The following is a 16758-nucleotide window of genomic DNA, read 5'->3' as shown; positions in this document are numbered from 1 at the left end:
ATTACGTTTCTGGGAAACCATAAACTTGATGAGCTCGCATCTCAAAAGCATCTGTAAATTTATGAAAAGCGATATCAAATACTGAGCTCATTACAAGCCCAAATATTTTATTTTTAAATTCATAATCAATAAAAAACTCTACATTACACGCATTCGAGTTTTCAAGAGAGTGAAATCTCCAACGGTTTTCAAGATATTTAAATGGACCATCAATATATTGAACTTCAATAATACTTTCTTTCGGTTGAAGAAAAACCTGAGTTGTAAAAGTTTCTTGGATCATTTTATAGCCAACTGTCATGTCAGCAATGATAAGTGTTTTTTCTTCATTTTTTTTTCGAGAACGAATCGTCAAAGCCTCACACATTGGTAAAAATTCAGGATAGCATTCAATATCTGAAACTAGATCAAACATTTCAGGAGCTGTATGAGCAATTTTTTTCTGTGTTGTAAAAGTTGGCATAGCTATTCCTACCGAGCCAATTTTTCAGCACGAGCCTTTTGTAAAGCTTTAAAATCATCTCCTGCATGATGAGAAGAGCGCGTCAAAGGATTGGACGCCATATGTAAGAATCCCTTTACTTTACCTATTTTAGCAAAAGACTCAAATTCATCAGGAGGCACAAAACGAATAACAGGATGATGTTTTCGCGTGGGTTGTAAATATTGCCCAATTGTCATGAAATCTACATCAGCAGAACGTAAATCATCCATCAATTGTAGGACTTCATTGCGCTCTTCTCCCAGACCAACCATAATTCCTGATTTTGTAAAAATCGTTGGATCAATCTCTTTAACACGTTGCAATAACCGGATTGAATGAAAATAACGTGCTCCTGGACGAACCGTTAAATATTTAGACGGAACCGTTTCCAAATTATGATTAAAAACATCAGGTTTAGCAGCAACGACAATTTCTAAAGCCTTATCTTTATTACGAAAATCTGGTGTCAACACTTCAATTGTCGTTGTAGAAGTCTTTCGACGAATGGCATGAATCACCTCCGCAAAATGTTGTGCACCACCATCAGGAAGATCATCACGGTCAACAGACGTAATCACAACATGATTTAACCCCATCTGCGCAACAGCATCGGCCACTCGTTCTGGCTCATTATCATCAACTGCAAGAGGAATACCTGTCGTAACATTGCAAAAAGCGCAAGCTCGTGTACATATTTCACCTAGAATCATGAAACTAGCATGCCGTTGGCTCCAACATTCACCAACATTTGGACAACCTGCTTCTTCACACACTGTTACCAACTTATGAGTACGAACAATACCATGAGTTTCTTTATATGTTTGTGATGTTGGTGCTTTTACACGAATCCAATCTGGTTTTTTCTGAATACTGGTATCTGGACGATGCGCCTTCTCAGGATGACGCACACGTCTATTCGTAACCTTATCAACAACTGTAACCATCTAAGACCTCTGCCTTTTAGACATGAAACACCAATAAAAATCTATAAAGTTAAAAACTTTTTATACAATCAAGTCATCACGCATTTAAAACCTGGCCAAAAGAATCTAGGACACTTTCTTTCATCATTTCCGATAATGTTGGATGTGGGAAAACAGTGTGCATCAATTCTTCTTCTGTTGTTTCAAGATTCATAGCAATAACAAAACCTTGAATAAGCTCTGTTACTTCTGCGCCTACCATATGTGCACCAAGAAGCTGCCCAGTTTTTTTATCAAAAATGGTTTTAACTAACCCTCGATCTTCACCTAAAGCAATTGCCTTACCATTCGCTGCAAAAGAATAACGACCAACACGTATATCATAACCAGCTTCTTTTGCTGCAGATTCTGACAATCCTACAGAAGCAACCTGTGGTGTACAGTACGTACATCCCGGAATTTTGCTTTTATCAAGCGGATGGACATTCTTCAAACCAGCGATATGTTCAATACAGATCACACCCTCTTCCTCTGCCTTGTGAGCCAACATAGGAGGACCAGCAACATCACCAATGGCATAAATACCGTCCACATTTGTCCGACTCCATTCATCAGTGACAATACATCCACGATCAGTTTTGATCCCTAATACTTCTAATCCAAGATGTTCAATATTACCTTGAACTCCAACAGCTGAAATTAATCGATCGGTTGTTATTTTTTCTATTTTTCCTTTGATATCAATATATGCCGTAACAAAATCAGCAGTTTTTTCAACTTTTGTTACTTTTGCTTCGGTAAGAATGCGTATACCTTTTTTCTCTAATTCTTTACGTGCAAATGTTGAAATTTCTGCATCTTCAACGGGCATAATTTGAGGCATCATCTCAACAACAGTAACTTCAGCACCCATATCATGATAAAAGGAAGCAAATTCTATACCAATTGCCCCAGATCCCATCACCAAAAGTGACTTTGGCATAACTTGCGGAACCATAGATTCAAAATAAGTCCAAATAAGCTTTCCATCCGGTTCAATACCAGGAAGAGAACGTGGACGAGCACCCGTTGCAATAATTATATGCTTTGCATGATAAGTGCCCTCACCTAATGTTCCTTTAGGAATTGGATTTTGCGGCTGCATAATCTTTTTAGATGATGGAGAAACCACAATCTCTGCAGGTTGGTTATTTTTAGCGCCTTTTGTTAATTTAGCTTCACCCCAAATGACATCGATTTTGTTTTTTTTCATTAAAAAACCAACACCAGAATTTAAACGCGCTGAAACCCCACGTGAACGTGCAACAACATCTTTAATATCTGCTTCAATTGAACCATTAAGTTTTAATCCATAATCTTTTGCGTGCTCTGAAAAATGCTTTATTTCTGCCGAACGTAAGAGTGCTTTTGTCGGAATACAGCCCCAATTTAAACAAATCCCACCTAAATGCTCACGTTCAACAATTGCAGTTTTAAAACCACATTGAGCTGCACGAATCGCGGTCACATACCCGCCTGGTCCCGAGCCAATTACAATTACATCATAAAGATTTTTCACAGTAATCCCTCCATGGATATACGCAAAACGGATTATGTATTTATCCGCACTAAAATGAAAGAATCATCGAGACTCTTCATTATTATTCTAATATTGTACGAATGCCTTCATTAAATCAAAACAAGCTACAACACTACCATTAAAACTGCTCACACCTGCTTTCTTAATCGCCAATCACTATTGCCACACACAATGACAAAAATTGTCGTACAACAGATGTGAAACAAATAAAATCGCTTAAATTAACATCGTCAATGGATTTTCAATGAACTTTTTAAAAGTTTGAATAAGTTCTGCTGCCAAAGCACCATCAACAGCACGATGATCAACAGAAAGTGTTACTGACATAACTGTTGCAATCGCTAAGGAATCATTTTTCACAACTGCACGCCGTTCACCTGCACCAATTGCAAAAATTGTCGCATGTGGCGGATTAATAATAGCAGAGAAGTCTTTTATACCATACATCCCCATATTTGATACTGCTGTTGTTCCTCCTTGATATTCTTCCATTTTAAGCTTTTGTTCACGCGCGCGTTTTGTAAAGTCTTTCATTTCATTGGAAATAATCGACAAAGATTTCTCTTCTGCATGACGAACAATCGGCGTAATTAACCCATTTGGAACAGAAACAGCAACACCAACATCACAATGCTTATGGTGGAGCATGCCACCTTCAAGCCAAGATACATTAGCTGCAGGAACAGCTTTTAAAGAAAGTGCCACAGCTCGTATAATCATATCATTGACAGATAATTTATAAGCAGGTCGAAAATCTTCTTGCTCCTTAATCATTGGAGCCGCAGCATTCAGTTGTGTCCGTAGATTTAATAATTCATCTAATTCACAATCCACAGTCAGATAAAAATGCGGAACTGTTTGTTTTGACTCAACCAAACGCTTAGCAATAGTTTTACGCATATTATGGTGCGGTGAAAAAGTATACTCATTCTCTTTAAAGAGTTTCATGATCTGCTGATCAGAAGCACCCTGAGCCATTGATTGCCCAGATTTCGAAGCATGAGCAGCGCCAAAAACACCACTACTTAACACTTTCTCCACATCATACTTAATGATACGACCATGAGGACCGGTCCCTGTAATCAATGATAAATCAAGACCTGCTTGAGCCGCTAAACGCTTCGCTAAAGGAGATGCAAAAAGACGCTTTTTATTTTTATCGTTCTGTAATAATTTTTGAGCGGATGGCGCTGCAAAAATCTGTTCAGATTTTGTTTGTGTTTCTGCTGAAGATACTTTCACTGAAGAAGAAACATCTCCTTCTGCAACTTTCGCAACTTCTGATACGTCTTCACCCTCTTCTGCTAAAACTGCAATTAAAGCATTGACCTTAACTCCTTGTGTTCCAGCAGGAACAACAATTTTAGCAACGATTCCTTCATCAACAGCCTCTACTTCCATTGTAGCTTTATCTGTTTCAATTTCAGCAATAACTTCACCAGAAGAAACTTTATCACCCTCTTTAATATTCCATTTTGACAAATTTCCTTCTTCCATCGTAGGAGAAAGCGCAGGCATTGTAATTTTAATAGGCATAATGCGTCCCTCCGTTATGCTTTATAAGTCACTGCTTTAACAGCTTCGACAATTTCAGCAATACTTGGCAAAGCCAATTTCTCAAGATTAGCAGCATAAGGCATAGGCACATCTTTACCAGCAATCGTTGCTACCGGCGCATCAAGATAATCAAAAGCCTGTTGCATTACCCGTGTTGCTATTTCAGTTCCAACCGATGATTGAGGATAGCCTTCTTCAATTGTGACCAAACGACCCGTTTTTTTGACCGATGTGAGGATCGTCGGCAAATCCATTGGACGAACAGTCCGTAAATCAATCAGCTCAACATCAATCCCCAGTTTCTCAATTTCTGGCAATGCTTGAACCGCATAATGCATTCCAATTCCGCAAGCTACAATTGTCACATCTTGACCAGATTTGTGAATCCGTGCCTTACCAATAGGTAAAACAAAATCATCCATTTTAGGAACTTCAAATTGGTGTCCATAAAGAATCTCATTTTCAAGGAAAATGATCGGATTCTCATCGCGAATAGCTGATTTTAGAAGACCTTTTGCATCCGCAGCGCTATAAGGCATAACAACCTTAAGCCCAGGCACATGACTATACCATGCAGCATAACATTGAGAGTGCTGGGCAGCAACACGCGCAGCAGCGCCATTGGGACCACGGAAAACAATAGGGACAGACATTTGCCCACCAGACATATAACGCGTTTTTGCCGCTGAATTAATAATTTGATCAATCGCCTGCATAGCAAAATTAAATGTCATAAATTCAACAACAGGACGCAAACCTCCAAATGCAGCACCAACACCTAACCCTGCAAAACCATGCTCTGTAATAGGCGTATCAATAACGCGACGTTCACCAAATTCTTCCAACAAGCCTTGGCTAATTTTATAAGCTCCTTGATATTCTGCTACTTCCTCTCCCATCAAGAAAACAGTCTCATCACGGCGCATCTCTTCCGCCATAGCTTGATTAAGAGCTTCACGAACCGTCATCATAACCATTTCGGTTCCGGCAGGAATATCAGGATCATTAGGAACATTCAAAATAGGAGATGCTGGTATCGACGACGACGAAGATTCTTCCTGTACTTTTTCTTCAAACTTCAAAGAAGTCGTAACTTGCGAAATATTTGCTGTAGATTCTCCTTCTTCCAGCAAAACAGCAATCACAGTATTGACTTTTACACCTTCAGTGCCTTCAGAAACTAAAATTTTACCAATAGTCCCTTCATCAACGGCTTCTACTTCCATTGTTGCTTTATCTGTCTCAATTTCAGCAATCACATCACCAGAGCTAACTTTATCGCCTTCTCTTTTGATCCACTTGGACAATTTACCTTCTTCCATTGTTGGCGAAAGCGCTGGCATTAAAATATCAATAGGCATACTTGCTTCCCTCACATCAAACTAGAATATCCGTGTAGAGCTCAGAAGCATCTGGCTCTTGATCATTTTGTGCAAAATCTGCTGCATCAGCAACAATTGCGCGAACTTCTTTATCAATAGACTTTAAATCACTTTCGCTTGCCCAGCCTTGCTTAAGAATGCGATTCTTCACCTGATCAATCGGATCATGATCTTCCTTAATTTTCTGTACTTCTTCTTTTGATCTATACTTTGCTGGATCAGACATCGAGTGACCACGATAACGGTAAGTTTGCATATCAAGAATGATCGGCCCTTTACCCGAACGTGCCCAAGCAATAGCTTCATCAGAAGCTCCTTTTACTGCACGAACATCCATACCATCAACAACAATACCTGGAACATCAAAAGAAAGACCACGGCGAGAGAAATCAGTTTCTGCAGATGCACGTGAAACTGATGTCCCCATTGCATATTGATTATTCTCAATAATATACACAACAGGAAGCTTCCAAAGAGAGGCCATATTGAAGCTTTCATAAACCTGTCCCTGATTGGCTGCACCATCGCCAAAATAAACTAAGGTCACGTTATCTTTACCAAGATACAGATTCGAAAATGCCAAACCTGAACCAATCGGAACTTGTGCTCCAACAATGCCATGCCCACCATAAAAGTGTTTTTCTTTAGAAAACATATGCATCGATCCTCCCTTCCCTTTGGAGAATCCTCCTTGACGTCCTGTTAATTCCGCCATGACGCCACGCGGGCTCATCCCAGCCGCCAACATATGACCATGATCACGATAAGATGTGATAATCTGATCTCCTTCTTTGGTTGCTTTTAATGTACCAGTAACAACGGCTTCTTGCCCGATATAAAGATGACAAAACCCACCAATAAAACCCATTCCATAAAGCTGACCTGCTTTTTCCTCAAAACGACGGATCAAAAGCATTTCGCGATAAGAGTCAATTTCTTCTTCTTTTGTAAAATTAGCTATTTGCGCTGTCTTGATGGTATTTGATAATGCAGTATGCATTACAGACGCAGATTTCTTTTTAGCCTGTTCTGCCATATTAAACTCCCTTTAATCATTATTTTAGGAATAGCCTTTACGAACAAAAGTTACAAGTATTATAAATTGTATTTAAACCGATATTATCGGTATTTCTTTCAAAGATAATTGTTTTAAAAGGCTTTTTGATCAATTAATTCTTATTGATTTTTAAGATCGTCGGCAGGCATTAAAATTGTTAATTCATTTGGTTTTGAAAAATTTAAATTTTTCCGCACATACTCATCCAGCATATCTTTCTCAATATGCCCATCACGTAAAAGAGAAATACGTTTTTCAATAAATACCCGCTCAGCTTCCACTGTATGAAGCTCTTTTTTCAGTGCTGTAATCTGATGATTAATTTTACTGCGCGCGTAAAGCCCATATTCACCGTGATACATATGATAACTGAAATAACTCAGAACACCAATCGTCATAAGCGGCAGAATGAAACGCGTTTTGATCGATCTACGTTTTTGCTTTGTCCACATAATAGAAAAATCTTTTTAAAAAAATTATTCTATTATGCATAATTTTAATTAATACCTCATTACCAAAACAATAATATCTGAATAAATTATTCTTTAAGACTTTAACAGTGAATCACACAATCCACTTTCACATCTATCACCTATGCAGTAGCACATATCTGCTAAGTTGTAATTCTATTACCCTTTTTATCAGTAAATCTTCCTGCTACAATGAAGATAAAATCAATAATAGCCCAAATTCCAGTAATAACTAGACCTACCACCGATAAAGACAAAACAAGCATCAAAATACCCGTCCACATTTTACCAACGATAAAACGATGAATTCCAAATATACCAGCAAACCAACAAATAAGAGCAAGCATCAATTTTAACTGTTCTGATTGCTGTTTGATAAGAGGAAAAACGGAATTAACAACACCGCCTTCACACAGAAAGTCAACACAATCTCCAATTTTCGGTGAACTTTTTCCTAGCCAATCCCAACTCGCAAATTGATAACGCTGACCATCATCTCCTGAAACAAGATATTTGCCTTGATCTTGACCAATAATTATACCTCTCATTTTTACCACCTATAAAATCGTTATTCGCATATCACCGACGAAAGAATAAAATGTGATGATCTTGTTACAATCAGTCAGAATATAATATTTTTCTTCAATAACTCTTAACAATATACATTACCTGCATAGCGAGCTTGTGCCCCCAGCATTTCTTCAATACGAATAAGTTGATTATATTTTGCTAATCTATCTGACCGTGCAAGCGAACCTGTTTTAATTTGCCCACAATGAGTTGCAACGGCAAGATCCGCGATAAGAGAATCTTCCGTTTCACCCGAACGATGGGACATAATCGCGCGATAACCAGCTTTATGAGCGATTTCGATCGCATCAAGCGCTTCACTCAACGTGCCAATCTGATTAACTTTAATAAGAATAGAATTGGCAACACCCATTTTAATTCCTTCACGCAAGCGCACTGAATTCGTTACAAATAAATCATCACCAACAAGCTGACATTTATTGCCAATCACATCAGTAAGGTGTTTCCAACCTTCCCAATCATCTTCAGCCATCCCATCCTCAATTGTAATAATAGGATAAGTATCAACAAGTTGAGCTAAATATTCTACCTGTTGCTGTGTATTGCGACACTTGTTCTCACCTTCATAAAAATATGAGTTATTTTTATAAAATTCTGTTGAGGCACAATCTAAACCAATAGCAATATCTTCACCCGGTTTATAGCCACATTTCATGATAGCCTCTATAATAAACTCAATAGCTTGTTCAGCACTTTTAAGACAAGGAGCAAAACCACCTTCGTCACCAACATTGGTATCATACCCCATATCTTGCAAGCATTTTTTAAGTGTATGAAAAACTTCTGCACCATATCGCACTGCTTCTTTCAATGTAGGGGCCCCCACTGGAATAATCATGAATTCTTGGAAATCAATTAAATTGCTCGCATGAACACCACCATTAATAATATTCATCATAGGTGTAGGAAGAAGATGCGCTTGCGAACCACCAACATAACGATACAAAGGCAAACCTGATGATTCTGCCGCCGCTTTTGCAACAGCCAAAGACACTCCCAAAATTGCATTAGCTCCAAGACGCTCTTTGTTAGGTGTTCCATCCAAGGCGATCATCACTTGATCTATAGCTCTTTGATCCTTTGCATCTTTTCCATCAAGTTCTTTAAAAATTTCACCATTAACTGCAGAAACAGCTTTCTCAACGCCTTTTCCTTGATAACGAATACCACCATCCCGACGCTCTACAGCTTCATACGTTCCTGTTGATGCTCCAGAAGGAACCATTGCACGACCAAAAGAACCATCCTCCAAATAAACATCAACCTCTACCGTCGGATTACCGCGACTATCAAGTATTTCACGTCCAATGATATTTGTAATTGCAGTCATGCACATGCCCTTATTAAGTGAAAAATTTTATTATATTAATAAATATTTTCTATATTTGTGTCTTCAATTCTTCTTTTTTGCTAAAAGATCAAAACTCATCAAATTTTCTAACAATCTTTGCAAATGATCAATTTTAATCATATTAGGGCCATCGGATGGTGCATTATCTGGATCTTGATGCGTTTCCAAAAAAATACCCGCCACACCAACCGAAACAGCAGCTCGTGCCAAAACTTCAACAAATTGCCGTTGTCCTCCAGATGAATCGCCTTTTCCTCCTGGTTCTTGAACAGAATGCGTTGCATCAAAAATAACAGGTGCTCCAAATGAGCGCATAATTGGTAATGACCGCATATCAGAGACAAGAGAATTATACCCAAATGAAGTGCCTCGCTCACAAAGCATAACATTAGAATTACCACTATGAGTTATCTTTTTTAAAACATTTTCCATATCCCAAGGAGCTAAAAATTGACCTTTTTTAACATTGATAACACACCCTGTTTTAGCCGCAGCAACCAAAAGATCTGTTTGGCGACATAAAAAAGCTGGTATTTGCAAAACATCCACAACTGAGGAAATAATTGCACATTGTTCTTCTGTATGAACGTCCGTTAAAATAGGAAGACCAAACTCTTTCTTAAGATCATCAAAAATAACCATCGCTTTTTCAAGACCAACACCACGTGCTGCCTTAAGAGATGTTCTGTTCGCTTTATCATAACTTGATTTATAAATGAAACGAATACCAACTTGATCAGTAATCTCTTTAAGTCGACCTGCCATTTCAAAAGCATGATCTCGGCTTTCCATTTGACAAGGCCCCGCAATAAGAGACAAAGGAGATTCATTTGAGAAGACAACATTCCCAACGTTAACTATAGCATTTGGCTTAGACATTTTATCCTTCAAAAAATATACACAAAACTACCAAGCTAAACCAGCCTGCTCTGCTCCACAGCGGCTTCAATAAAAGAAGAAAAAAGCGGGTGAGGATCAAATGGACGCGACTTCAATTCAGGATGATACTGAACACCAATAAACCATGGATGATCTTTATATTCAACAACCTCCGGTAAAACTCTATCCGGAGACAAACCAGAAAATATCAATCCACACTCTTCCAACTTATCTTTATAATGAATATTCACTTCATAACGGTGACGATGCCGTTCATAAATTTTTGTTGTTCCATAAATTTTAGAGATATGACTCTCTTCTTTTAATTCAGCAGCAAAAGCACCAAGACGCATTGTTCCACCGAGATCTCCCAATGCTGATCGCTTTTCAAGCATATCTCCCTTAAGCCATTCTTTCATCAAACCAACAACGGCATTCTTTGTTTCACAAAATTCACTTGATGAAGCATCTTTAATATTCGCAACATTACGCGCAACCTCGATACAAGCCAATTGCATTCCAAAACAAATACCAAAAAAAGGAACTTTACGTTCACGAGCAAATTGTATTGCCTTAATTTTTCCTTCTGAACCACGTGCACCAAATGCGCCAGGCACCAAAATCCCATGAACTTTTTGTAAATAAGATGTAGGATCTTTCGTTTCAAAAAGCTCTGCTTCAATCCACTCGATATTAACCTTCACTTTATTGGCCAATCCTCCATGTGCAATCGCTTCAATGAGAGATTTATAAGCATCTTTAAAGCCTGTATATTTTCCAACAACTGCAATCGTAACTTCCCCTTCAGGATGATGGATTCTATGCGTAATATCCATCCAACGATCCATTTTCGGGTTAGGAGCTGTATCAATACCAAAAGCAGAAAGAACTTCTGTATCAAAACCTTCTTTGTGATATGCCATAGGCACATCATAAATTGTTTGAACATTTAATGCTTGAATAACGGCATTGGGACGAACATTACAAAAAAGTGATAATTTTTGTCGCTCTAAAGCTGGAATAAATCGATCCGCACGAACCAACAAAACATCAGGAACAATACCAATAGACTGTAATTCTCTAACAGAATGTTGCGTTGGTTTTGTTTTTAGTTCTCCTGCTGAAGAGATATAAGGCATCAATGTAAGATGGACATAAACAACGCTTTTTCCTGGTAATTCATTACGAATCTGACGGATTGCTTCAAGGAAAGGCATTGCTTCAATATCGCCAACTGTTCCACCTATTTCACACAAAATAAAATCAAACTCCTCATTTCCTGTAGTAATGAAGGTTTTTATTTCATCAGTCACATGAGGAATTACTTGAACCGTAGCCCCTAAATAATCACCACGTCGTTCTCGTTCAATGATATTACGGTAAATACGCCCTGTTGTAATGTTATCTTGCCTATTAGCAGAACGCCCAGTAAAACGTTCATAATGACCAAGATCAAGATCCGTTTCTGCTCCATCATCCGTCACAAAAACCTCACCATGTTGATAAGGTGACATCGTGCCTGGATCAACATTCAAGTAAGGATCAAGCTTACGAATACGCACACGATACCCACGCGCTTGAAGTAATGCAGCTAAAGATGCAGCTGCAATTCCTTTTCCAAGAGAGGAAACTACACCACCAGTAATAAAAATATAACGTGCCATGGATCTATAATGATACGTAGTTTATAATGATTTTTTCAGCAAAATACATAAAAAGTTGTTCTTTCTAAAAACACAATAACTATTGAACACCACGATCAGAAGTTGGATCCTCAATCGGCATTGGAACTGGATTTTCTGAAATCGAATCATTCACCTCATTTTGTTCTTGAGAAGGCGTGATAACACCACCTAATTGCTCATAAATGGAAAGCGGCTGTTTACCATTCGATAACGGTATACCTTCTGATGCATTCTCACTCATTGACCCCTGTCTTGAATTAACTGGAATGCGATTAAGGATATCAGAATCAAAATTTGACACATTTCCAACCACAACAAGCCCAATGGATATAATGAAAAAACAAGTCGCCAAAATGGCTGTTAAACGCGTCAAAGCGTTCTTACTACCACGAGCTCTCATAAAGCTAGAACCTGAACCACTACCAATACCAAGCCCACCACCGTCGGAAGACTGTATCAACACAACGATAATTAAAGCGATAACAACTAAAAAATGGATAACAAGAAGTACTGTTTGCATAGACTCCGCTCTTCAATATTTTCTTAGCTCTTTACACACAAATTACACATAATCCAATAGGGAACTGTGATTCTTTCATCATAATTTACGATAAATATCACAAACAGTTAAAAAATCTGTTGCTTTTAAGCTCGCTCCTCCAACTAAAGCACCATTAACATGAGGTACACTCAATAATTCAAATGCATTAGACGGTTTTATAGATCCGCCATACAACAAACGTATTTTATACCCATTATCACCAAAACGAGAAATAATTTTCTTTCGAATAAAATCATGCACTTGAGCAATATCTTTTGAATGAGGTGTTTTCCCTGTACCTATAGCCCACATAGGCTCATAGGCAATAATTATATTCTGTGCCGTTGCCCCATCTGGCAAAGAGTTATCAAGTTGCTGCGTAAGCACATCAAATATCTTATCATTTTCACGCTCTTCCAATGTCTCACCAATACATACAAGAGCGACAAGACCAGCTCGCCATGCTGCTTGTATTTTAGCACAAATAATTTCATTGCTTTCATGATAAAGTGTACGACGTTCTGAATGCCCCAGAATAACATGACTCGCTCCTGCTTCCTTAAGCATAAAAGCTGAGATTTCTCCAGTATAAGGACCACTATCATTAAAATGACAATTCTGTCCTCCTAAAAAAAGCTTTTCACCTTTTAATGCATCAAAAGCACGCGATAAAAGTGTCGCCGGAACACAAATAAGTGATTCAAATAAATGACATCGGTCAAAATTAACGCCAGCAGCGATAGCACACAATTCTTTAAGTGTTTCGCCTGTCCCATTCATTTTCCAGTTCCCAGCAACTAAAGGCCGAATTTTTGAGCTCATATTTTTCCTCAAAGACTGTCATAATAAGACTTTACCGTTTTAAGTATCAAATTACATAACGAAAGCAAGTCTTTAAACTTGCATCTTACGCATCTTTATTGCAAGTTCTAACATGACTTTGAAAATAAGTGCAAAAAAGATGGGATTAAACAATGCTTGACATCATAAGAAACACTACAAACTCCTGGATTGTTAGAACTTTTCTTATTATTTTGCTGTTATGTTTTGCCATTTTATGGGGAATCCCACAGTTAAATGTCAAAGATGACAAAAATCTTCTTACTGCTGGAAAATCTACAATAACTGTTGATATGTACCAACTCGCATTTGCTGATAAAAGCATAAATCTCGCATTCGATTCTCTTGGACGAATGTTCACACCAGATGAAATGCAGCAGTATAGAATTCCTGCTTTCGTTTTCAATCAATTACAACAAGATGTACTTTTAGATGAACAAGCACGAAAAATGAAAATTCATCTTTCAAAGGATGCACTCGCTCGTGCCATCGGGACTGATAGTATTTTTCAACAAAATGGAATTTTCAACCGAAACATCCTTCTTAACTATCTTCAACAATTACGAGTTAATGAAAATAGCTTCCTTGATTATTATAGCAAAAGAGAAAAACGTAACCTGCTCATTTCAGCCACACTCTCCGATATGAAATTACCAAATCTTTTTTATAAAATATTAGCCATGTATCAAGAGGAAACACGAACCGCAGATTATCTCGTTCTTAATCTCAAAGAAAAAACAATCGCAGATCCCGATTCAAAAACATTGCAAAAATGGTTTGATACTCATCAAGATAATTTTAAAACACCCGAATACCGTACTGTCTCCTTACTCCCTATAGAACTTTCTGAACTGATTAAAAGAAAAAATATCTCAATAGATGAAGCTAAAGCTTATTATACTCAAAATTCTTCACGTTTTACGATTCCTGAAAAACGAATCATTGAAAAATTACAATTTTCCACACACGAAGATGCCGATAATGCAGCAAAAAAAATAGCCAATGGCTTAAGTTTTGATGATCTTGTTAAAGAAGAAAATAAAACTCTGAACGACATAACAGAAGGTCCTCTATCAGAGCATGAGTTTCCTACTTATTTAGCGTCTGAAATTTTTGAACTCCAACAAGGACAAGTTAGTTCTGTAATTAATGATTTACAAGGGCCTGTAATTGTCCGCGTTACACACATCATACCCTCAAGTCTTATTCCTTTTGAAAAAGCAGAAAAAGATATTCGTCAAACATTAGCTAAAAACTACGCTACAACAGATCTGCGTAATAATTACATGGAGATTGAAAATGCCCGTTTTGAAGGCGCTTCTCTCAAAGAGCTTGCAGATCAATATAAATTACCTCTTCGTCAAATCACTGTTGATAAAACAGGAAAAACAATTGATGGCATAACGCTCACAGATCTACCTCAAAAAGATATTTTATTAGATAACATTTATAAAGCTGACAAAGAAGATGAACTTGATCCATTATCACTTCAAGAAGGATATCTCTGGTATCAAATTGATGCAATTATTCCAACTCGGAATAAAACACTTGAAGAAGTAAAACAAGATGCTGTTATTGAGTGGAAAAATGCAGAAATCCAACGTCTTCTTGATAAAAAAGCACAAGATGCTCTTGAACAACTCAAAGAAGGAAAAAGTTTCGATTTACTTGCTCGTGAACTTGGCATAATCAAACAAAAAACACAGGCTTTGCGGCGTCAGGATTCATCCGAAATTTTTGGTTTTAATGGTGTAAAAGCATTATTCTCTGATTCCAAAAATCATTATGGTGTTATAAAAAGCCCAGCCGGAACAGATCGCATTATTTATAAAGTAACATCATCAATCATACCTACAAATATCACTGCTCATACCATTTTACCTGCTATCCGAAATAATATGGATCAGATGATCAGAGGTGATTTAAAACTAGAAATGTTACAAATTGCGAATAATGAGAACCCTCTAAAAATCAATCGATCTAATTATGATCAACTTTTTAACATTACTCAATGAGATAAATATTGGACTCAATATTGCGCTTATACTTGCAGAACACTCAACATAAACAATGTTTAGACTAATAAAATATTGTCTCATTGTAACAATTTAGGAAGTTTACCACTTATTGCAGCCTTTGTTATTAAACAATAACGATAAAGCAATGACAACCTTGCATCTTCTTGAAAAATTGCAGCTCCCAATCGTATTGCTTTTTGAAGAGATGCAGGTGTAATTGCCAACGGAAGAAATGCTGGTTTAAGAATTTTAGGCAATGCAATAAACTGTTCATAAAATTTAAGATAATGATCTTGTGATAAAGCTATTATAGCTTCAATAATGCGTTTTTTTTGTTCATTATTGACACAATTTCTCTCCAATTCTTCCCTCTCAACTCCTACTGCTTTTAACATATCAGAAGGGAAATAAGATTGATAGCGTGATTGCATCAATGGTAAAAGACGTAATAAACCACTTAATGCTTGAGCAATTCCTCCGTGTTTACACACATCTGAAAAATTTTGAGAAATATCAGAATCCAATATCTGACAAGAAAGATGCAAAATTGCGCTTGCCGTCTTATTATAATAAGATTCAAGATCATGAATAGTTGCCATTGAATCACTATAAAGATCAAAAATTCTCGCATCACAATAATGTAAAAAAACTTTTCTAGGTAAGTTATAAAGAGTAATTGTTGTCAACAATTGGTTCATAATTGGATTGTTTGCGTTCTGTTGTATTTCATTATTCGCAATAGAATCATACCACCAACGTAAACGCATTTCACCAATAAACGGATCACTAACGCTTTCACGAATACGAGAAATTTCTACATTAAACGCATAAAGCGCAGCTAATGCCTCACGTTTTTTTTGAGGAGCAAATAAAACGGATATATAACGATCACGATCTGCAGCGCGTAAAACTTCAAGACAATGTGAAAGAAAATTCGTCATTCTACTGCAAACAACAACGCAGCAACTGCGCGATTTTCAGACAACAGAACATTAAATGTACGCACCGCTGCTCCTGTACTCATTGTGTCCGCTGAAATACGTTTTTCCCATAAAAGTACCCGTAGTTCTTCAGGTAAACGTAATAATTCCACGCCAGTTCCAACCAACAAGACTTCAATAGTGTCTGATTCTTCTAAAATATAAAAAAGATCTTCTCGAGAAGGTATAGGTTCCTTCATATTGATACCATAAACACCTGAAGGAACACAAACAATAGAGCCCCGATGTGACATATCAGCAAAACGAAAGCCACCATTTCCATAAGAGTCAATAGGAGCACGCCCTGGAAAATGTGCTTCGCGAACCTGAATTGCATGAAACATAGCAAATATTCCTCATTTTTCAAAATCCGACTGCGTGTTATCTTCAAAAACTTGCAACAAATTAAAAATAAACACTG

At 37.4% G+C, this 16758-nt stretch carries 16 protein-coding genes; 1 reads left to right on the top strand and 15 read right to left on the bottom strand.

From position 1 onward, the window contains the following. Position 1 precedes the first annotated feature (1 nt). The 13 genes from NPY00_RS03905 to tpiA all read right to left on the bottom strand — a co-directional run bounded on the left by NPY00_RS03905 (position 2) and on the right by tpiA (position 13321). Positions 2–463: a type II toxin-antitoxin system RatA family toxin gene (locus NPY00_RS03905; protein WP_269020764.1), complete on the bottom strand. Its 462-nt coding sequence runs from the start codon at positions 461–463 to the stop codon at positions 2–4. Positions 464–471: 8 nt separating this feature from the next. Beyond that, the gene (gene lipA / locus NPY00_RS03900) at positions 472–1428 is read right to left on the bottom strand and encodes a lipoyl synthase (RefSeq protein WP_269020763.1); all 957 of its coding nucleotides are present in this window, start codon (positions 1426–1428) and stop codon (positions 472–474) included. A gap of 76 nt (positions 1429–1504) precedes the next feature. Further along, positions 1505–2965: a dihydrolipoyl dehydrogenase gene (gene lpdA, locus NPY00_RS03895; protein ID WP_269020762.1), complete on the bottom strand. Its 1461-nt coding sequence runs from the start codon at positions 2963–2965 to the stop codon at positions 1505–1507. 237 nt (positions 2966–3202) lie between these two features. Next, positions 3203–4522, bottom strand: coding sequence for a pyruvate dehydrogenase complex dihydrolipoamide acetyltransferase (locus tag NPY00_RS03890; protein ID WP_269020761.1), 1320 nt, complete (start codon positions 4520–4522; stop codon positions 3203–3205). A 14-nt stretch (positions 4523–4536) separates the two neighbouring features. Next, on the bottom strand, positions 4537–5904 hold the full coding sequence (locus NPY00_RS03885; RefSeq protein WP_269020760.1) for a pyruvate dehydrogenase complex E1 component subunit beta: 1368 nt from the start codon (positions 5902–5904) through the stop codon (positions 4537–4539). A gap of 16 nt (positions 5905–5920) precedes the next feature. Next, positions 5921–6961: a pyruvate dehydrogenase (acetyl-transferring) E1 component subunit alpha gene (gene pdhA / locus NPY00_RS03880; RefSeq protein WP_269020759.1), complete on the bottom strand. Its 1041-nt coding sequence runs from the start codon at positions 6959–6961 to the stop codon at positions 5921–5923. A 140-nt stretch (positions 6962–7101) separates the two neighbouring features. Further along, on the bottom strand, positions 7102–7434 hold the full coding sequence (locus NPY00_RS03875; RefSeq protein ID WP_269020758.1) for an FtsB family cell division protein: 333 nt from the start codon (positions 7432–7434) through the stop codon (positions 7102–7104). Between the two features lie 161 nt (positions 7435–7595). Beyond that, entirely contained in the window at positions 7596–8000 is a 405-nt protein-coding gene (locus tag NPY00_RS03870) for a TM2 domain-containing protein (protein WP_269020757.1), read from the bottom strand. A 104-nt stretch (positions 8001–8104) separates the two neighbouring features. Next, a complete protein-coding gene (eno, locus tag NPY00_RS03865; RefSeq protein ID WP_269020756.1) occupies positions 8105–9373 on the bottom strand; it encodes a phosphopyruvate hydratase in 1269 nt (422 codons plus the stop codon). A 63-nt stretch (positions 9374–9436) separates the two neighbouring features. Then, positions 9437–10273 (bottom strand): 3-deoxy-8-phosphooctulonate synthase, encoded by an 837-nt coding sequence (gene kdsA, locus NPY00_RS03860; RefSeq protein WP_269020755.1) that lies wholly within the window; start codon positions 10271–10273, stop codon positions 9437–9439. 35 nt (positions 10274–10308) lie between these two features. Then, on the bottom strand, positions 10309–11937 hold the full coding sequence (locus tag NPY00_RS03855; protein ID WP_269020754.1) for a CTP synthase: 1629 nt from the start codon (positions 11935–11937) through the stop codon (positions 10309–10311). 79 nt (positions 11938–12016) lie between these two features. Beyond that, on the bottom strand, positions 12017–12478 hold the full coding sequence (gene secG, locus NPY00_RS03850; protein WP_269020753.1) for a preprotein translocase subunit SecG: 462 nt from the start codon (positions 12476–12478) through the stop codon (positions 12017–12019). A gap of 78 nt (positions 12479–12556) precedes the next feature. Beyond that, the gene (tpiA, locus tag NPY00_RS03845; protein WP_269020752.1) at positions 12557–13321 is read right to left on the bottom strand and encodes a triose-phosphate isomerase; all 765 of its coding nucleotides are present in this window, start codon (positions 13319–13321) and stop codon (positions 12557–12559) included. A gap of 152 nt (positions 13322–13473) precedes the next feature. On the opposite strand from tpiA, the gene NPY00_RS03840 reads away from it, so the two are divergent. Beyond that, the gene (locus tag NPY00_RS03840) at positions 13474–15354 is read left to right on the top strand and encodes a peptidylprolyl isomerase (RefSeq protein WP_269020751.1); all 1881 of its coding nucleotides are present in this window, start codon (positions 13474–13476) and stop codon (positions 15352–15354) included. Positions 15355–15434: 80 nt separating this feature from the next. On the opposite strand, the gene NPY00_RS03835 is transcribed toward NPY00_RS03840, so the two are convergent. Beyond that, complete coding sequence (locus NPY00_RS03835) at positions 15435–16298, bottom strand: phytoene/squalene synthase family protein (RefSeq protein ID WP_269020750.1); 864 nt, start codon at positions 16296–16298, stop codon at positions 15435–15437. Next, positions 16295–16681 carry an Mth938-like domain-containing protein gene (locus NPY00_RS03830; protein ID WP_269020749.1) on the bottom strand — a complete coding sequence of 129 codons (387 nt, stop codon included), beginning with the start codon at positions 16679–16681 and terminating at the stop codon, positions 16295–16297. The genes NPY00_RS03835 and NPY00_RS03830 overlap by 4 nt, the downstream gene beginning before the upstream one ends. Between the last annotated feature and the right edge of the window lie 77 nt (positions 16682–16758).

Source organism: Bartonella sp. F02, from assembly GCF_026929975.1.
Taxonomy (GTDB): Bacteria; Pseudomonadota; Alphaproteobacteria; order Rhizobiales; family Rhizobiaceae; genus Bartonella.
Note: the sequence above shows the minus strand (reverse complement) of the source record. Positions and strands in the feature narration are given on the sequence as shown.